Source organism: Nocardiopsis endophytica (assembly GCF_027706725.1).
Taxonomy (GTDB): domain Bacteria; phylum Actinomycetota; class Actinomycetes; order Streptosporangiales; family Streptosporangiaceae; genus Nocardiopsis_A; species Nocardiopsis_A endophytica.
On sequence record NZ_JAQFWQ010000010.1, the window covers coordinates 16,263 to 35,516 of the forward strand.

Here is a 19,254-nt window from a genome sequence, read left to right on the forward strand (position 1 = left end):
GCTCCGAGGGTCGCTCGGGGCGGGGCCGCACCGCTGTGTCATGACCGGTGCGTCAGGCCGGGCGCCCTGCGCCCGGCCCACGGGCTACCGCTGGGGCAGCTCGGTCCAGCCGATGTCCTCGTAGTACCAACTGGACTGCAGGCCGGGCGCGCCGACGTTGGCCAGGCCGTCGGCCACGCCGTAGGTGCCGGTGCGCTGGAAGAACGGAATGCCCTGGCCGTTCTGCCACAGCAGCGCGTCGATCTCGTTGGCGAGCTTGCCGTACTCCTCCGGGTCGACGGTCTGGCGGAGCTGGTCGAACTTCTCGTTGATCTCGTCGGTGGAGGTCCGGGCGTTGTTGTTGCCCCAGTCCTCGCCCTTGTCGTCGAACGGTCCGGTGAAGTTCTCGAAGCTCTCCCCGACGTAGGGGGTGGTGCCGACCTGGACGAAGGAGGCCAGCTCGAAGTCGCCGGTGTAGATGTGGTCGTTGAAGAACGCCTCGGTGGGGATCGAGTCGGTGGTGACCTTGATGCCGATCTCGCCCAGCATCTCCTTGGTGACCTCGGCCTCGGACTCGCACGCCTTCACACCGGCCGGGCAGAAGTAGCGCATCTCCAGCTCTTCGCCGTCCTCGTTGGTGCGCACCTTGGCGTCCTCGCCGTCGAGGGTCCAGCCCGCCCCGTCCAGGAGCTCGCGCGCCCGGTCCTGGTCCTGCTCGCCCAGGTCACCGGAATTGTCCTGAAAGGCGGGGTCGGAGGAGCGCAGCAGGCGGTTGGCGGTGGGGTCGCTGGGCCAGTTGATGCCTTCCAGGGAGAGTTTGGCCAGCGCGCTGCGGTCGACGCCGAGCATGACGGCGTGCCGCACATCGACGTCGGACAGCACCGGGCTGTCGGCGTTCATCTCGATGTAGCGGTAGCCGTTGTCGATGGCCTGCGTGACGTGGCCGTCCTCGCGGGAGGCCGCCGTCTCGTAGGTCGCGGCCGTGTAGCCGACGTAGAAGGCGTCGATCTCGCCGTTGGCGAAGGCCTGCGCCTGGCCCTCGGGGTCGCCCGGCTGGAAGTGGATCTCGTCCAGCAGCGCCTTCTCGCCCCACCAGTCCTCGTTGCGCTCGACGATGGTGGTGTCGGACTTCTTGTCGATCTCCTTGAAGGAGAACGGCCCCGCGGTGATGGGGATGTCGTCCAGGTAGTCCTCGTTGAACTTGTCGGCGTCCTCCATCACCTCCTTCGGGTAGAGGTTCTCGAACAGCATCCCGTACTCGGCGAAGGGCTCGGAGAAGGTGACGGTGAACTCGTACTCGTTCTCGCCCTCTTCGATGTCCTCGACGCTCTGGTAGGCGTACACCTCGCCCGGCGCGCCGAAGTCGCCGTCCTCCTGCCCGGACAGCGTCTTCCACTGCTGCTCGTAGTCCTCCCAGGTGATCGGCTCACCGTTGGACCACTCGGCGTCCTTGTTGAGCACGAAGGTCATCTCCGTGCCCTCGTCGTTCTGCTCGAACGACTCGACGTAGGCCGGATTGGGCTCGGCCTCGCCCTTGTCGGTGAAGCGGAAGGCGCTCGGCATGACCGCCTTGATGATCTCGGCGACGGCCCCCAGGTTGCCGTCGGTGTGGTGCATGTTGTACTGGCTGACCGGCTGGGAGCTGCCGTAGATGAAGATGCCGCCCTCTTCGAGCTCCTCGCGCGGCTGCGGGTTGAGGTCGGAGGCCGCGATGTCGTCGAGCGACGGTGCGTCTCCCTCACCGCCGTCGTCGCCTCCGCCGCCGCACGCGGTGGCGGCCAGCGCCAGCGCCAGGACCGGAGCGGCGTAGGCCGCTGTCCGTCTCGTACGCATAACTGCTCATTCCTCCTTGATAAGCCGGCCGCGGCCGGAGCGGGGGATACGGGGGGTCAGACGACGGTGCGCCCCTGCGCGTAGTGGCAGGCGGCGGTGTGGTCGTCCTCGCCGGTGGGCTCCAGGTCCGGGGAGACCTCGATGCACGGGACGCGCTCGGCCTCGGAGAGCCCGGCGAACTTGGGGCAGCGGGGCCGGAACCGGCAGCCCGAAGGGGGGTTGGCCGGACTGGGCAGGTCGCCCTCCAGCACGATGTGCGTGCGGGCGCGCTCCTTCTCCGGGTCCGGCACCGGGATCGCCGACAGCAGCGCCTGCGTGTAGGGGTGGGCCGGGCTGCCGAAGATCCTCCCGACCTCGCCGATCTCCACGATCCGCCCCAGGTACATCACGGCGACCCGGTCGGCGATGTGCCGCACCACCGACAGGTCGTGCGCGACGAACAGGTAGGACAGGCCCAGCCGCACCTTCAGCTCTTCGAGCAGGTTGATGACCCCGGCCTGGATCGACACGTCGAGCGCCGAGACCGGCTCGTCCAGAATCAGCAGGCGCGGCTCCAGCGCGAGGGCGCGGGCGATGCCGATGCGCTGGCGCTGCCCGCCGGAGAACTCCTGGGGATAGCGCCCGGCGTGCGCCGGGTCCAGCCCGACCAGGTCCAGCAGCTCGTTCACCCGCGCGCGCAGCTTGTCCTTGGGGTAGCCGTGCGTGCGCAAGGGCTCGGCCACGACGTCGAAGACGAGCATGCGCGGGTCCAGGGAGCTCATCGGGTCCTGGAAGACGACCTGCACGTCGCGGCGGACGGCGAAGCGCTCGCGCGCGCTCATCGTGCCCGAGCGCCGCCCCAGCAGGTCGACCGTCCCGCTCTGCGGGCGCTCCAGGCTGAGGATCTCCATGAGGGTGCTGGACTTGCCGCAGCCGGACTCGCCGACCAGGCCCAGCGTCTCGCCCTCGGCGATGTCGAAGCTGACCCCGTCGACGGCGTAGACGGTGCCCACGCGGCGCTTGAACACCGCTCCCTTCATCAGCGGGTGGTGCTTGACCAGCCCGTCGACCTGGAGCACGGTCTCCCGGTCGGCCCGGCGGGTGCGGGCCGCGGGGGCCTCGCCGATCGCGGGCACCGGGTAGACGTCGGCGGCGGTCCAGCCCTCGCGTTCGATCTCGGGGGCGCGGATGCACGCGGCCGTGTGCCCGTCGCCGTGCCCGCCGCCGACCTCCAGCAGCTCCGGCTCCTCGGCGCGGCACTCGTCGGTGGCGATCGGGCAGCGCGGGGCGAAGGGGCACCCGGGCGGCAGGGCGCTCAGCGAGGGCGGGTTGCCCTCGATGGGCACCAGCGGGGCGTGCTCCTCGGTGTCCAGCCGGGGCACCGACCCGAGCAGTCCCATGGTGTAGGGCATGCGCGTGCGGTAGTAGACGTCGTCGACGGCGCCGACCTCGACCGGGCGCCCGGCGTACATGACCAGCACGCGGTCCACGAGCCCGGCGACCACGCCCAGGTCGTGGGTGATCATCACGATGGCGGCGCCGGTCTCGCGCTGCGCGGTCTTGAGCACCTCCAGGATCTGGGCCTGGATGGTGACGTCGAGCGCGGTGGTGGGCTCGTCGCAGATGATGACGTCGGGGTCGTTGGCGATCGCGATGGCGATCATGACGCGCTGGCGCATGCCGCCGGAGAACTCGTGCGGGAACGCCTTGGCCCGCTGGGCGGGGTTGGGGATGCCCACGAGGTCGAGCAGCTCCACCGCGCGCTCGGCGGCCCTCTCCTTGCCCATCTTGGGGTTGTGGACCCGGACCGCCTCGATGATCTGGTCGCCGACGGTGTACACGGGGGTGAGCCCGGACAGGGGGTCCTGGAACACCATGGCGATGCGGGAGCCGCGCTTGGCGGACATGGCCTTGTCGTCCAGGCCCAGCAGCTCCTCGCCGTGGAGCCGGATGGAGCCGGTGACGCGCGCGTTGTCGGGCAGCAGCCCCATGGCGGCCATGGAGGACACCGACTTGCCCGACCCGGACTCGCCGACGATCCCCAGGATCTCGCCGCGCCGCACGCTGTAGCCGACGCCGCGGACCGCCTTGACGTCGGGCTCCTTGCCCCGGCCGGGGAAGGTGACGTGCAGGTCCTCGATCTCCAGGACGGGCGCGCCGGTCTCGGCCGCCTCCGGGCCGCCGGCGCCGTTCGCGGTGATGGTCTCGGTCATGTCTTCCTCTCCCCTAGGCACGGCGCTTCGACTGCGGGTCGAGGGCGTCGCGCAGCCCGTCCCCGATCAGGTTGACGGCCAGGACCAGCAGCACGAGCAGGCCCGTGCTGAACACGAAGGTCCACGGATGGGTGACGGCCTGGCCGGCCCCGTCGGAGATGAGGGAGCCGAGCGAGACGTCGGGCGGCTGCACGCCGAACCCGAAGTAGGAGAGGCTGGTCTCGACGATGATGGCCGAGCTGACGTTGATCGTGGCGTCCACGATCAGCAGCGAGGACATGTTCGGGATGATGTGCCGGAAGATGATCTTCCAGGCGGGCACGCCCATGTACCGGGCGGCCAGCACGTACTCGCGCTCCTTGAGGGAGATGGTCATGCCGCGCACCATCTTGGCGGTGACCATCCACAGGAACGCCGCCAGCAGCGCGACGAACACCACCCAGCCCTGGTCGCGCAGGACCGGGTAGAGGATCGCCAGGATCAGGAAGCTCGGGAGCACCAGCAGCAGGTCGGTGATCCACATCAGGACCCGGTCGGTGACGCCGAGGAAGTACCCGGCGAAGGCTCCGACGACGGCGGCCACCATGGTGGACAGCACCGCCACCAGCAGGCCGATGATGACCGACTTCTGCAGTCCGACCATGGTGCTGACGAAGACGTCGCGGCCGGTGTTGTCGGTCCCCCACCAGTGGTCGGGCGAGGGCGGCTGCAGGAAGGCGGCGTAGTCGCGCTCGCCGAACTCCCAGGGGCTCAGCAGCGGCCCCACCCAGGCGATGACGACCATCAGCACGATGGTCACGACGCCGAACACGACGCGGCGCGTCTGAAGCATCTGGCGCAGCACGGAGGACCAGCGGCCCGGGGTGCGGGCCGGCGCCGGTCCCTCGCCGGGCGCGTCCGGCGCGGCGGTGCGCTCTGCGGACATGCTCATCGGATGGGCTCCTGGGCGGGGGTCGGGGGCGCGGTGCGCCCGGGCGGTGCGCTGTTCTGCCGGGCCATCAGCCCACCCTCACCCTCGGGTCGAGCCAGGCGTAGAGCAGGTCCGACAGGAACGCCGCCGCCATCACGCACACCGCCATGAAGCAGGAGACCGCGGCGACGGCGTGCACGTCGTTGGTGGCGATGGAGTCGATCAGCCAGGACCCCATGCCCTTCCAGTTGTAGACCTTCTCGGTGAAGGTGGTGCCGGCCATCATCACGCCGAAGGTGAAGGTGAAGTAGGTGACCGTGGGGATCAGCGCGGTGCGCAGGGCGTGCTTGAGCAGGGCCGCGCGCCGGGTCAGCCCCTTGGCGCGGGCGGTGCGCACGAAGTCCGATCCCAGGACGTCGAGCATCATGTTGCGCTGGTAGCGGCTGAACACGGCGAACTGGCCGAGCGCGAGGGCCACCGTCGGCAGGAACATGTGTTTGAGCCGGTCCCAGACGGTGCCGAAGAACCCGGCGTCCAGGCTGGGCGTGGCCTCCCCGTTGAACACCAGGAGCGTCTGCCCGGCGGCGCCGTTCAGCCAGATCGCGATCACCTGCAGGGTGATCGCCACCACCACGGCGGGCACGGCCAGCACGGTGAAGGCCGCGCCGGTCGACAGCTGGTCGAACAGCCCGTACTGCTTGACCGCGGCGTAGGCGCCGATGGCGACACCGGCGGTGGCGCCCAGGACGGTCCCCGCGACGATCAGGCGCAGCGAGACCAGGACGCGGATCTCCATCTGGTCGTTGACCGAGCTGCCGGTGACGGTCTTGCCGAAGTCACCGGTGACGACGTCGCCCGCCCAGACCATCCACCGCTCGGCCAGCGGTGTCTTGTCGTTGAGGTTGAGCTCGTCCAGGCGTGCGTCGACGGCCGCCTCGCTGGGGCGGGGGCTCTGGTTCTCGTAGTTGACGCGGGGGCTCAGCGCGGAGGCGGCCAGCAGGTAGGCGCAGGTCGTGGCCACGACGATCAGGACCAGATAGTTCACCAGTCGTCTGACCAGGAACAACCACAAAGCGGGCCTCCTACCCTGCGCGGGGCGGCACGTATGGGCGTGCCGGTGCGTCGGAGGCCGCGGGACGCGCGGGGGGCCGGAGCCGCGGGGAGCTCCCCCGTGACCGCGGGCGGTCAGGGTGGGGTGGGGATCCCGTGCGCCACCGGCGAGGTTCGCTCCCGACGACCACCGAAACGTGCGTTTTCTTCCGATTCACGGTCCGTGCCCGGAATTTCAACGAGTGTGCTGGGTCACTGGACACCGACCGGTCACCGTGACATCAAGAAAGCACAACGAGGGTCAGATCGTCCAATTTCAAAGCACCGCGGACGCCCTTCCGTCTCGCGGCGTCCCTGCGCACGGCCCCGTGTCCGAAATTGCGGCGCCATGCGCCGAATCGCGAGCGGCGGGCCGCGCCTTTCATGATCATCCCGCCGCACGTCGGCGCGGGGCGCGCCGGCCCTGCCGGGATCGGGGTGCGGCCTCTTCCACAGAAGAGGCCGCACCCCGATCCGGCGCTCCGATATCGGCCCTTTCCCATGACCGTTTTTCGCCGTTGTTAACGCGCGCTTACCCGTCGCCCCGCACATTCCGGCGGTCCGGCCCCCGGCCGCAGGCGGGGCCGGGCCCTGTACGGCGGGGCCCGGGCGGACCCGGCGCTCCTCCTATGGCCCCACCGGTCCGGATCCCCGTTGGTCTCGGGGGGATCGACGCTGAAAGCGCACTCGTAGGGGCGGTTTCCCCGAGATCAACGACGGTGGGGCGGGCGGGAGGACTCCGGACGGGACCTAGGACGCCGCGCCCTCGTCGCCGTGCAGGACCACTCCGCGGATGATCCGCCCCGCGTGCAGGTCCTCGTAGGCCGCGGCGATCTCGTCGAGCTTGTACCGGCGCGTGATCAGCTCGTCGAGCTTCAACCGCCCCGCCTTGTACATCTCCAGCAGGCGCGGGATGCCGTCGCCCGGGGTGTGCGTGCCGTACAGGGTCCCCTGGATGCGCTTCTCGGTCATCGCCAGCTCCCAGAGGCTGATCGGCAGCCCCACCTCGGCGGCGTCGCCGATCCCGGTGACGACGACCGTCGACCCGCGCCCGATCGCGGCGACCGCCTCGGCCACGTGCCCGGGGTCCAGGTTCCCCACGCACACGATGGCCGAATCGGCCCCCTGCCCGCCGGTGGCCAGCCGCGCGTGGTCGGCGGCCTCGGCCATGGTGGCGAAGGAGGCGGTGGCGCCGAACTCGCGCGCCGCCTCGCGCTTGAACGGGACCGGGTCGACGGCGATCACGTGCGCGGCGCCGCGCGCGGCCGCCCCCTGCAGGGCGTTCATGCCCACGCCGCCGGTGCCCATGACGATGACCGTGTCCCCGGCGCCCACTCCGGCGGCGTTGACCGCCGAGCCCCACCCCGTGAGCACGCCGCAGCTCACCAGCGCGGCCGCTTCGAAGGAGACGCCGTCGGGGATGGGCACCAGGGAGTACTGCGGCACCACGGCCCGCTCGGCGAAGGTGCCGAGCATCGTCATCTGGCCGGCCTCCCGCCCGTCGACGCGGGCCCGGTAGGTGCCGTCGGCCATGGACCCCGCCAGGCCCAGCATCGCCAGGTCGCACATGTTCATCCGGCCGCGGCGGCAGTTGGGGCAGCGCCCGCAGCTCGGCACGAACTGGGCCGCCACCCGGTCGCCCGGGGCCAGCCGGTCCACCCCGGGGCCGACCTCCTCCACCACCCCGGCGCCCTCGTGCCCGCCGATCAGCGGCAGCTTCGACACGGGCATCGCCCCGGAGGCGGCGTGGGCGTCGGAGTGGCACAGCCCCGCGGCCCTGAAGCGCACCAGGACCTCGCCGGTCCGCGGCTCGCCCGGTTCGACGTCGACGATCCGCCAGGATCCGGGCTGCTCCATGATCGCGGCGGCGCGCGCCGTCATCGGGGTGTTCGGCATCGTGGCGTCCGGCCTTCCGTGAGGGGGGTGGAAACGTCGCGCCGAGCGAGTGCTTGGTTGGCAGGCGGTACGCCGCCAGTGGACCACCGGGGCCCCGGGGTGTCAATACCCGCCTCCCCCGCCCCCACCCCGAACGCGTCAGAGGTCCGACGACACCACCACGGGCCATTTACCGCATCCGGCCGGGTGCCCGTGCCGACCGACCAAGGGGTATGGGTCACGAATCCGCGACCCTTCCGTCACGCCGCGGTCACCGCTCCTGGCGATCTTCGGAACCGGGCGCCGCGTATGTCACCCGGGATCACTCTTGGCCTCAGACGTCCCTCTTCGGCGCGGTCGTGTTTCAGAGTCCGGACCACTACCTTGCGTGACGGCCGGAGCGGCCACCCCGCCCCCGCCGGCCGCCCTTCCCCACCGAACCGGAGGACCCCCCATGAACTTCGCCCTGTTCGTGTTACCGCTCCTGGTGCTGGTCGCCGCCGTCCTGGGCTACGCGGCCACGGCCACGAAGGACCAGGGGGTGGAACGGTGAGCGACACCGCCGTCTCCGTGGACGCGAACTGGGCGGTCATCGCCTCCTTCGCGGTCTACCTCCTGCTCCTGGTCGGCATCGCCCTGTACGCGGCGGGCTCGCGCTCCGGCTCGATGACCGACTTCTTCCTCGGCGGCCGCGCGATGAAGCACTTCGTCGTGGCGATGAGCGCGGTGACCTCGGGCCGCAGCGGGTGGCTGGTGCTCGGCGTGACCGGCCTGGCCTTCGTCGACGGCGCCGCCGCCGTGTGGTCGGTGGTCGGCTACACCACGGTCGAACTGTTCCTGTTCCTGTTCGCCGCGCCCCGGCTGCGCCGCTTCACCGGCCGGATGAAGGACATCACCCTGCCCGACTTCTTCGCCAGCCGCCTGGGCGGTGGGCCGGGCCTGCGGGTGCTGATCGTGACGGTCGTCGTGCTGTTCATGACCGCCTACGTCTCCTCCCAGTTCGCCGCCGGGGGCAAGGCCTTCGCCGGCACGTTCGGCGTCGCCGACACCACCGGCGTGTGGATCACCGCCGGGGTCGTCCTGGTCTACACCCTGCTGGGCGGGTACGTGGCCGTGGCGCTGAGCGACGCCGTGCAGGCCATCTTCATGATCGTCGGCCTGGTGGTCCTTCCGCTGGTGGTGGTGGCCTCGCTGGGCTGGGGGCCGATGTTCGACACCCTGCGCGCCCTGGACCCCGCGCTGCTCGACCCCTACGCCATCGGCTTCGGCGGGATCATCGCCGCCGTGGGCATCGGCCTGGGCTCGCCCGGACAGCCGCACATCGTCGTGCGCTACATGTCCATCGACGACCCCGCCAGCCTGCGCCCGGCCGCCCTGTGGGGCACGGTCTGGAACGTGCTCATGGGCTGGGGCGCGGTGTTCATCGGCCTGTCCGGCCGCGCCGTCTACGGCGACGTGGAGGCCCTGCCCGGCGCCGACAGCGAGCAGCTGTTCCCGTTCCTGGCCAACGCCTACCTGCCGGGCATCATCGCCGGGCTGCTGATCGCGGCGGTCTTCGCGGCGATCATGTCCTCGGCCGACTCCCAGCTGCTCGTGGCGACCTCCGGCGTGGTCCGCGACATCTACCAGCGGCTCATCAAGAAGGACGCCGAGGACCTCAACCCGCGCCACCTGGTGATGGTCAGCCGCGTGGTGGTGCTGGTCATCTGCCTGCTGGCGGTGGGGCTGCTCTACGTCCCCGGCGTGGAGAGCCTGGTGTTCTGGCTGGTGCTGTTCGCCTGGGCCGGGCTGGGCGCGGCCTTCGGCCCGCCCCTGCTGCTGGCCCTGTTCTGGCGCGGCACCACCGCCGCCGGGGCCGCCGCGGGCATCATCGCCGGGGCGCTGGTGACCATCGCCTGGTACTACACCCTGTCCGACGTCCTCTACGAGCTGGTGCCCGGCGCCATCGCCTCCACCGTCGCGGTGGTGGCCGTCAGCGCCATGACCCGGCGGCCCGAGGGCGTCGACCGCATGATGGGCCTGCTCAAGGGCGGCTCGGGCGAGCGGGAGGACGTGCACGGCTGACCCGGCCGCCTCCGTCCGCGTCCCCGGGGACGCGGACGGGCCGGACCGTCGTGGGGGCGGGCGCCGCGCGCCCGCCCCCACGCGCGTCCGAACCCGCGATGATCTCGACAGAAGTGCTGCCAAAACCGCAGGAATGACAGCACCTTCGTCGAGATCATCGCCGAAGGGCGGGGCGTCACAGGTCGAGGGCGTAGCGCAGCTCGGTGAAGGTGATCCCGTTGCGCGTCTTGGAGCGGCGGCCGCCGTCGGGCTCCCAGCCCTCCCGGCGGTAGAAGGCGCGCGGGCGGTGGTTGGGCTCGGCCGTCCACAGGGTGGCCCGGCGCCGCCCCTCGGACCGCATCGACCTCAGCACCGCGTCCATCAGCACACGCGCCGTCCCGTCGCCCCAGTGGCCGGGGTGCACGTAGAACAGGTGCAGCTCGGCCTCGTCGCACGGGGCGGCCGGGTCGGTCGGAGGGCGCCACAGGGCGAACCCGGCGACCCGGTCCGAGGACGGGTCCTCGGCGACGAACACCCGCGTCTCCGGCGCACTGATCCCCGCGGCGTACACGGCGGGGCGCAGCGGCTCGGCCCGCAGCTCCTCCTCCGGCAGGAAGTGGGCCCAGCCCGCGGCCCCGGCCTCGCGGAACACCTCCGCCATCGCCTCGGCGTCCTCCGGCCGCGCACAGCGCACCGCGATCGTCATGCCGCCCATCGGCTCCCTTCCCTCCGTCCCGCCCCAAGCCCGTTGATCTCGGGAAAAGGGACGCTAAAACCGCGCCTGTAGGGGCGTTTCTCCCGAGATCAACGCGGACGCGGTCAGCCGTCGCTGGAGCGCTTCCAGATGTTGACGCCCAGCTCCTTGGAATGGGCGTCGATCGCGGACAGCTCATCGGCGGTCAGCTCGGGGCCGTGCACCGCCTGCAGGCTGTCCTCCAGCTGCTCCACGCTGCTGGCGCCGATCAGCACCGAGGTCACGCGCGGGTCGCGCATCGCCCACTGGAGGGCGAGCTGGGCCAGCGTCTGCCCGCGGTCGGCGGCGATGCCGTTCAGGGCGCGGACCGTCGCCAGGCTGTCGTCGTTGAGCCACTCGGGGCGGAAGGACTTCTTCCCGGACGCCGCCCGCGAGCCCTCGGGAACGCCGTCGAGGTACTTGCCGGTGAGCATGCCCTGGGCCAGCGGGGAGAAGGCGATGCAGCCCATCCCCTCGGCCTCCAGGGTGTCCAGCAGCCCGGTGTCCTCGATCCACCGGTTCACCATCGAGTAGGAGGGCTGGTGGATGAGCAGCGGGGTGCCCAGCCCCCGCATGATCGCGGCGGCCTCGGCGGTGCGCTCCGGGGAGTAGGAGGAGATCCCCGCGTAGAGCGCCTTGCCCGAGCGCACGGCGGCGTCCAGGGCGCCCATCGTCTCTTCCAGCGGGGTGTCGGGGTCGAACCGGTGGCTGTAGAAGATGTCGACGTGGTCCAGGCCCATCCGGGCCAGCGACTGGTCGAGGCTGGCCAGCAGGTACTTGCGCGATCCCCCGCCGCTGCCGTAGGGGCCGGGCCACATCTCGTACCCCGCCTTGGTGGAGACGACCAGCTCGTCCCGGTAGGCGCGGAAGTCCTCGCGCAGCACGCGGCCGAAGTTCAGCTCGGCCGAGCCGGGCGGCGGGCCGTAGTTGTTGGCCAGGTCGAAGTGGGTGACGCCGAGGTCGAAGGCCCGGCGCAGCACCGCCCGCTGGTCGGCCAGCGCCCGGTCGTCGCCGAAGTTGTGCCACAGCCCCAGCGAGATCGCCGGCAGGTCGAGCCCGCTGCGCCCCGTGCGCCGGTAGGGCATGCGCCCGTCGTAGCGGTCGGAGTCGGCGCGGTGGACCCCCGCGCTCGGAACGTCCAGTCGCGGAATGTCTGCTTCTCGCACCATGGGTCCCATCATTCCATCTCGGAACAGTGGGACGTGCACCGATGGGCGCCCCGCTGCCACCCCCCGCCCCCCTGGTCCGGCTACCGGGTCAGCAGCCGATGTCCTTGCCCTTGGAGTGCCAGATGGCCACCACCGAGGGGCGCGGGAAGTCCCCGAAGGGCCACGTGCTCTGCGGCTCCTCCGCGGTGCCGTCCTCACCGGGGTGCTGCGGCGCGATGAACACCGTCTTCTGGTCCTCGGTGATGAGCGGGCCGCAGCACTCGGCGCCCAGCGGCACGGTGGCGAAGGTCTTCAGCTCGCCCTTGTACTTGCCGTGCATGGGGACCGCGTGCAGGGCGTCGTTGATCTCCAGCTTGCCCTGGCCGTCGGTGGAGATCCACAGGTTGCCGTGCTCGTCGAAGGTGAGGTTGTCCGGCGACGAGATCGGCGCCACCTTCGACTTGTCGTACCCGGCGAAGTAGGTGCTCTCGTCCTCGGGGTCGCCGCAGACGATGGGCACGTCCCAGGTGAACTCCGTGGCCCCGGCGTCGTTCCCGGCCTCGGTGATCTCCAGGATGTGGCCGTGCTTGTTGGGCCCGCGCGGGTTGGGCTCGTCCGCCTGGCCGGGCTCGCGCGAGCTGTTGTTGGTCAGCGCGCAGTAGACCTTGCCGGTGACCGGGTTGGGCTCGAAGTCCTCGGGCCGGTCCATCTTGGTGGCGCCCGCCTTGTCGGCGGCGATGCGGGTGTAGACCAGCACCTCGGCCACGCTCATGCCCTCGACGAAGCTCTCGGTGTCGGTGCACAGCGCGACCCACTCGCCGACGCCGTCGAAGGCGCCGTCGGAGGGCAGCGCGCCGGAGCCGTCGATCTCCTCGGCCGGGCTGTTGCCGCTCAGCTTGGCGACGTAGAGCGTCCCGGTGTCGAGCAGGGTGGCGTTGTGCCGGGCCGAGCCCTCCCGGAACCTCTTGGCGCTGACGAACTTGTACATGTAGTCGAAGCGCTCGTCGTCGCCCAGGTAGACCGCCACGCGCCCGTCGTCGGTGATGCGCGGGTTGGCGCCCTCGTGCTTGAACCGGCCCAGCATGGTGCGCTTGCGCGGCTTGGCCTCGGGGTCGGTCGGGTCGATCTCGACGATCCAGCCGAAGCGGTTGGCCTCGTTGGGGTGCTTGGACAGGTCGAACCGCTCGTCGACGCGGTTCCAGCGCCGCCCCTCCTCGCCGCCGGTCATGCCGTAGCGGGCCAGCTTCTCCCGGACGTCCTCGGGGGCGCTGTCGGCGTTGACGAAGTACTGGTTGAAGTTCTCCTCGCCGGAGAGGAACGTGCCCCACGGGGTGGTGCCGCCGGAGCAGTTGTTCAGCATGCCGAGCACCTCGGTGCCCGACGGGTCGGCCTCGGTGCGCAGCAGCTCGTCCCCGGCGGCCGGGCCGGTGATCTCGAAGGGCGTGGTGCCGGTGATGCGCCGGTTGAAGGGCCGCTCGCCCCCGGCGGGCTTCCACTGCCCGGTGCGGCCCACCCGCTCGATCTCCACGACCGAGCCGCCGTGCGCCTCCATGGCGGTGCGGATCTGCTCCTCGGTGGCGGTGTCGTCGGAGTACCCGCGGAACATCAGCCCCTCGTTGGTGTACTCGTGGTTGACGTACAGCAGCGCGCGCTGCGGCCGGTGCCTGCCGCCCTTGCCGTAGCCGTTGCCGCGGTCCAGCGGGACGAAGCCGACGTAGTCGCAGTTGTAGCCGAACTGCTTGGCCTGGGCCTCGGCGGTCTGGTTCTCGAAGTCGAACTCGGGGGCGTCCGGCAGCACGGGGTCGCCCCAGCTGATGACGACCTCCTGCTCGTAGCCCTTGGGCACCTCGACGGCGTCCGAGTCGCCCGGCGGCAGGCCCTCGAAGCGCAGGCGCGGGTTGCCCCTGCCGTTCTTCGGGTCGGCCATGGCGGGCGCGGCCAGCCCGCCGAGGGCGGCGAACCCGGCGGCGGCCCCGGTGCCCACGGCCCCGGCGCGCAAGGCGTTCCGGCGCGAGACCATGGCGCTGAAGATGTCGCCGAAATAGGGGTTCGCGCTGGTGTTGGGGGCCTCGTGGAAGCAGGCGTCGCCGCAGCGGAGGCGGCAGGTGACCCTGGATCTCCCGCCGCCCGCCTGGCCGATGATCGGCAGGGAGCGTCGGGGCGCGGAATCGGGCACGGAACTCCTCCTGGAGGTCAACGGGGTGATGCGTGCGGGCCCCGTCGGCCGTGCGAGCCGTGGCCGGCGGCGCCCGGACCGTCCCGACACTGGCGAAGGCGCTGCTCGCGGCGGTGAAGACGCGGTGAATGCACCGCCAACACACCGGCACGCATTGCCCTCCCCTTGTGTCCGGGCCCACATCTGAGACGCACCGTAGCCGAAACACCTCTCGCCGTGGAGGCCCCTTCACCGGCCTGTCACCCGGCCCCTACCCGCGCGCGGCCCCGTGTCCACCCGGGCGTGCGTGCCGCATCCCCTGCCGCACGGGGGTTCCGTGCCGCACACCACCCCCCGTGCGACTCACCGGACGTCAGCGGGCGTATCCTGTCCGTTGGATTCGTCTCCCCTGACCGCGGACGGTGCCCCACCCCCTCCGGCGCCGACCGCCCGACAAGTCCACACCGTCCCCCAGACGAGCGGTCCTCGGCCGATTCCTCCAGCGCCGTGACCCGCGCGGGCATCGGACGCCGCCCGGCGAGGACCCGCTCGGACGCGCCCCGCGCCCGGGCACGATCCATCCGTCCATCGATCGTCCGGCGATGACCATGACAGAGCACCCCGCAGAGCCCGACGCCCCGGGGCCCCCGGCCCGCCGCCGGTTCCCGGGCCTGGCCCACCAGATCAAGCACGCGCGCCGCTTCGTGGAGCGGGCGCTGGCGCACAGCCCCGAGGCCGCGACCGCGACCCTGCTCACCAGCGAGCTGGCCACCAACGCCATCACCCACAGCGCCTCGGGGACCTCCGGGGGCAAGTTCGAGGTCACCGTGCGCACCGCCCCGGGGTGGACCCGGGTGGAGGTGCGCGACCTGGGCAGCCCCGAGCACCCGCGGGCCCAGCACCGCGACCCCTACGACACCGCCGAGCACGGGCGGGGGCTGGACCTGGTGGAGGCGCTGGCCGCCAAGTGGGGGACCGAGCACCGCCCCGGCGGGCTGGGCCGGACCGTCTGGTACGAGCTGGTCTGGGAGGAGGCCGACGAGGCCGCCCCGCACCCCGGACCGCTCGGCGAGGCCCCCGGGGAGCACCCCGAGAACCCACACGACCAACTCCCCGAAGGGGCCGCGGAGGACGCCGCCGGCCCCGGGGCCGCCGCCCGCCGCACCGCCTGAGGGGCCCACCCGAAGGGCCCCGGACACGACGAAGGGTCTCCCCCGCGGGGGAGACCCCGTCCGTCGGTACGTCGTCGCCGTGGTCGGCTGTGGCTGGGCCCAGGCCCGAGCACTACTCGCTCCTTTCGGCCCCGTCGGTCCGCGCGTCCTGCACGCCCTGCCCCTCCTGCTCGTCCGCGTCGGCGCCGAACACCTTGGCGCGGTACTTCTCGTAGAGTTCGCGGGCGTAGTCCTTGGCCTCCTGTGACGGTTCCTCCCCCAGTTCCTGGCGGACGAGGTCGTCGAGGTCCCTGTCCCTGCTATCCATAAAGGGCAGCTTGCCTGGGATAACAGCCGATCGCAAAACGGCGCGGCGGAGTCGGGGGACACCGCCGCGGGGGCTGCGGGCCAGGTCGGGGGGCCTACGGGGGCGCCGCCCCAGCGCACAGGCGCGCGGGGGCGGCGGGCGGTGTCCACCGCCCGCCGCCCCCGCGGGGGAATCCGGCTCCCCGCTCACGCGGGTTCCGGTCCGGCCGCGGCCGGACCGGGTCAGCCGGCCTCCGGCCCCTCGCCCGGGGCCGCGGCGGCCCCGGCGCGCTCGCGCTCCCGCTCGGCGCGGACCTCGGCCAGCGCGGCCTCGCGCTTGGCGGCCCGGCGCTTGGCGCGGCGCTCCTTGCGGCCCTCGGCCATGGTGTAGAGCACCGGCACGAGCACCAGGGTGAGCAGCGTCGAGGTGAACAGGCCGCCGATGACCACCAGGGCCAGCGGCTGGGAGATGAACGCCCCGCCGCCGGTGATGCCCAGCGCCATCGGGGTGAGCGCCCCCATGGTGGCCAGCGCCGTCATCAGGATCGGACGCAGCCGGTGCCGGGAGCCCTCCACGACCGCCTCGCGCAGCTCCATGCCCTGCGACCGGTACTGGTTGATCAGGTCGATCAGCACGATGGCGTTGGTGACCACCACGCCGATCAGCATCAGCAGGCCGATCATGGCCGGCAGCCCCAGCGGCTGGCCGGTGAGCATCAGCAGGCCCAGCGACCCGGTGGCGGCGAAGGGGATCGACACCAGCAGGATGAAGGGCTGCATGAGGCTCTTGAAGGTGGCGACCATGATCAGGTAGACGATCACCACCGCGGCCAGCATGGCGATGCCGAGCTGGGCGAAGGCCTCGCTCTGGTCGGAGCTGACGCCCCCGATCTCGGCCGAGGCGCCCTCGGGCAGGTCCAGCCCGTCCAGCGCCTGCGCCAGCTCGGCGCTGACCCTGCCCAGGTCGTCGGCGGTCGGCGAGGCCGACACCGTGGCGCTGGTGACGCCGTCGGCGCGGTTGAGCTCCGGCGCCTGCACGACCTCCTCGACGTCGGCGACGTCCTTGAGCTCGACCGTGCCGCCCGCGGGCGCGGCCAGCTCCAGCTGCTCCAGGTCCTCCACCGACTCGGGGGCGGCCTGGACGTGCACGACCACGTCGTGGCGGCGGTCGTCGACGGTGGCGCTGCCGACCGTCTCGCCCTGGAAGGCCCGGGAGACGGCCTGGCCGACCTGGGCCTCGCTCAGCCCCTCCTCGGCGGCCTCCTCCTTGTCGACCCGCACCTCCAGCATGGGCAGGGCGGCGGAGATGCTGTTCTCCACGTCGGCGGCGCCGTCGATGCCGCGCACGGCCTCCTCGACCTCGTCGGCGGCCTCCTCCAGCGTCTCCGGGTCGTCCGCGGTGACCTGGACCTCCAGCGCCGAGCCCATCCCGCCGGCGTCGGCGAGCACGACCTCGTTGTCGGTGTCCACGTCGGCGAAGGCCTGGCGCAGCTTCTCCTTGTAGACCGCCTGGTCGCCGTCGGGGTCGGTGGTGATGGTGAAGCTGGTGGAGCCGGCCCCGCCGCCGCCGGCCATCGCGGCCATCGGGTCGCCGCCGCCGATGGCGGCCTGGTAGGAGTCGACCCAGGCGAGCCCGTCCAGCTTCTCCTCGACCTTCTCGGCCTCGGCGTCGGCCTCCTCGACGGAGGTGCCGGGCGGCAGCTCCTGGGTGGCCTGGTAGGTGTTCTGCCCCTCGTCGCCGAGGAAGTTGGTCTTCAGGGCGGGGCTGAAGGCCAGCGCGAACGTGCCGATCAGCAGCGCGACGCAGGCGGTCAGGGACAGCACCCGGTGGCGGGTGGTCCACCGGATGACCGGCAGGTAGGCGCGCTGCAGCGGGGAGCGCAGCTCCTTGGCGCGCTCCTCGGCCATGATCCGCTCGGCCTCCTCCGGCGGGACCGGCCGCGGCTTCATGAACCAGTAGGCCAGCACCGGGATGATGGTCAGCGCCACCAGCAGGGAGGCGGCCAGGGCGATGCTGACGGTGACCGCGAAGGGCCGGAACAGCTCGCCGACCATGCCGCCGACGAAGCCGATCGGCAGGAACACGGCGATGGTGGTCAGCGTGGAGGAGGTGATCGCGGTGGCGACCTCGCGGGTGCCGGTGGCGACCGCCTCCATCTTCTCCTTGCCGTAGCCCAGGTGGCGGCGGATGTTCTCCAGCACCACGATGGAGTCGTCGACCACGCGGCCGATGGAGACGGTGATGGCGCCCAGGGTGAGGATGTTCAGGCTGTAGCCGAAGACCTCCATGCCGATCATCGACACCAGCAGCGACACCGGGATGGACACCGCCGCCACCAGCGTCGAGCGCACCGAGAGCAGGAACGCCAGGATGATGGCGATGGCGAAGGCCAGGCCGAGCACGCCCTCCTCGAACATCGCGACGATGGACTCGTCGATGTAGGGCGCCTGGTCGAAGACGACGCTGACATCGGCGTCGCCGCCCAGCGCCTGCTCGATGTCGCCCATGCGGTCCTGGACCGCCTCGGAGATCTCGACGGTGTTGCCCTCGGGGGTCTTCAGGATCATCAGGCCCAGGCTGGGCTTGCCGTCGGTGCGGGTGACCGAGCCGCTGTCCTCGGTCTCCATCGCGACGTCCGCGACCTCGCCCAGGCGCACCGGCTCGGGTGCGGCCTGCGGGGCCCCGGCCGCGCCGGCCGCCCCGGCCGCGCCCCCGGCACCTGCGGCACCCGCGGCGCCCTGGCCCCCGGCGGCGGCCCCGCCGCCCCCGGCACCGGGCACCACCTGGACGTCCTCGATGTCCTCCAGGGACTCAAGGCGCGATCCGGTGGTCACCGTCAGGGTGCGGTCGTCCTCGGTGATGTCGCCGCCGGGCGAGAGCACGCCGCTGGACTGCAGGGCGGCGGTGACGTCGGCCTCGCTGAGCCCGGCGTCCTCCAGCTCGTCCTCGTCGGGGGTGACCGCGACGGAGGACTCCTCGACACCGGTCACCGTCGCGGCGCGCACGCCGTCGATGGACTCGATCTCGGGGACCACGGTCTCCCGCAGCGGCTCGGCCAGCGCCTGGGCGTCGTCGTCGCCCGCGCCGACCGCCAGCATGACCACCGGCATGTCGTCCAGGCCGAAGGACTGGACGCTGGGGTCCACGTCGTCGGGCAGCTGCCCCTCGACCTGGTCGACGGCGCGCTGGACGTCGCGCACCACGTCGTCGGTGCTGTCGCCGTAGTCGAACTCGGCGACCACCTGCGCGCTCCCGTTGGAGGAGGTGGAGGTGTAGGAGGAGATGCCGGACACGCCCTTGACGGCCTGCTCCAGCGGCAGCGTGACCTCGTTCTCCACCACCTCGGGCGAGGCGCCCTGGTACTGGGCGCCGACCATCACCATGGGCAGGTCCATGGAGGGCATCAGCTCGCGCTTGGCCGAGCCTGCGGCGAGCACGCCGAAGACCACGGCCGACAGCGTGACCAGCAGGATCAGCGCGCGGTTGCCCAGGGACGTCGTGACCAGTCGGTTCATCGCGCGCCTCCGCTCAGCGGCGCGCCCGGGGACGGGCGGCCGGTCGCGGGGTCGCCAAGAGCGTTCTCGGCAAATGGGGACATGAGAGTCGGTGCTCCTCGACGGAAGTTCTGATCGTGCGGTCGCCGCCGCGCCGGACCGCGCGCCTGTGCGCGGTGCCGCGCCGGGCGGTCGGGAATCACCCGCGGGCGGGAACGGGGCCGCCGGGTGTGCCGGGCACGCGAATCACACGATACTTCGCGTCTCGGAGCAGGGTGGGGCGGGTGGGGCCGGATTCAGGGGTCTCTCAGGGGCGTGTCAGCCCCGTGTCAGGGTCGGCGTTAC

At 71.9% G+C, this 19,254-nt stretch carries 12 protein-coding genes; 2 read left to right on the plus strand and 10 right to left on the minus strand.

The features are described from left to right. Positions 1 to 84: 84 nt before the first annotated feature. The 5 genes from O4J56_RS05490 to O4J56_RS05510 form a co-directional block, all read right to left on the minus strand. A complete protein-coding gene (locus O4J56_RS05490) occupies positions 85 to 1,812 on the minus strand; it encodes an ABC transporter family substrate-binding protein (RefSeq protein WP_270684037.1) in 1,728 nt (575 codons plus the stop codon). A gap of 56 nt (positions 1,813 to 1,868) precedes the next feature. Next, a complete protein-coding gene (locus O4J56_RS05495) occupies positions 1,869 to 4,004 on the minus strand; it encodes a dipeptide ABC transporter ATP-binding protein (protein ID WP_270684038.1) in 2,136 nt (711 codons plus the stop codon). A 13-nt stretch (positions 4,005 to 4,017) separates the two neighbouring features. Then, positions 4,018 to 4,935, minus strand: coding sequence for an ABC transporter permease (locus O4J56_RS05500; protein WP_270684040.1), 918 nt, complete (start codon positions 4,933 to 4,935; stop codon positions 4,018 to 4,020). Between the two features lie 67 nt (positions 4,936 to 5,002). Then, positions 5,003 to 5,986 (minus strand): ABC transporter permease, encoded by a 984-nt coding sequence (locus O4J56_RS05505; RefSeq protein WP_270684041.1) that lies wholly within the window; start codon positions 5,984 to 5,986, stop codon positions 5,003 to 5,005. Between the two features lie 767 nt (positions 5,987 to 6,753). Next, a complete protein-coding gene (locus tag O4J56_RS05510; RefSeq protein ID WP_270684042.1) occupies positions 6,754 to 7,899 on the minus strand; it encodes an NDMA-dependent alcohol dehydrogenase in 1,146 nt (381 codons plus the stop codon). 528 nt (positions 7,900 to 8,427) lie between these two features. Between O4J56_RS05510 and O4J56_RS05515 the strand changes: the two genes are divergently transcribed. Next, the gene (locus O4J56_RS05515) at positions 8,428 to 9,942 is read left to right on the plus strand and encodes a sodium/proline symporter (protein ID WP_270684044.1); all 1,515 of its coding nucleotides are present in this window, start codon (positions 8,428 to 8,430) and stop codon (positions 9,940 to 9,942) included. 175 nt (positions 9,943 to 10,117) lie between these two features. Here the strand turns inward: O4J56_RS05515 and O4J56_RS05520 are convergent, their stop codons facing one another. The 3 genes from O4J56_RS05520 to O4J56_RS05530 all read right to left on the minus strand — a co-directional run bounded on the left by O4J56_RS05520 (position 10,118) and on the right by O4J56_RS05530 (position 13,978). Then, the gene (locus O4J56_RS05520) at positions 10,118 to 10,636 is read right to left on the minus strand and encodes a GNAT family N-acetyltransferase (RefSeq protein WP_270684045.1); all 519 of its coding nucleotides are present in this window, start codon (positions 10,634 to 10,636) and stop codon (positions 10,118 to 10,120) included. Between the two features lie 104 nt (positions 10,637 to 10,740). Further along, entirely contained in the window at positions 10,741 to 11,823 is a 1,083-nt protein-coding gene (mgrA, locus tag O4J56_RS05525) for an L-glyceraldehyde 3-phosphate reductase (RefSeq protein WP_270684046.1), read from the minus strand. An 88-nt stretch (positions 11,824 to 11,911) separates the two neighbouring features. Next, on the minus strand, positions 11,912 to 13,978 hold the full coding sequence (locus O4J56_RS05530; protein ID WP_270684047.1) for a PhoX family protein: 2,067 nt from the start codon (positions 13,976 to 13,978) through the stop codon (positions 11,912 to 11,914). 581 nt (positions 13,979 to 14,559) lie between these two features. Here O4J56_RS05530 and O4J56_RS05535 point away from each other — a divergent pair. After that, the gene (locus O4J56_RS05535) at positions 14,560 to 15,129 is read left to right on the plus strand and encodes an ATP-binding protein (protein ID WP_270684048.1); all 570 of its coding nucleotides are present in this window, start codon (positions 14,560 to 14,562) and stop codon (positions 15,127 to 15,129) included. Positions 15,130 to 15,241: 112 nt separating this feature from the next. Here the strand turns inward: O4J56_RS05535 and O4J56_RS05540 are convergent, their stop codons facing one another. Continuing rightward, entirely contained in the window at positions 15,242 to 15,436 is a 195-nt protein-coding gene (locus tag O4J56_RS05540) for a hypothetical protein (RefSeq protein WP_270684049.1), read from the minus strand. Between the two features lie 221 nt (positions 15,437 to 15,657). After that, the gene (locus O4J56_RS05545) at positions 15,658 to 18,930 is read right to left on the minus strand and encodes an efflux RND transporter permease subunit (protein WP_270684051.1); all 3,273 of its coding nucleotides are present in this window, start codon (positions 18,928 to 18,930) and stop codon (positions 15,658 to 15,660) included. Between the last annotated feature and the right edge of the window lie 324 nt (positions 18,931 to 19,254).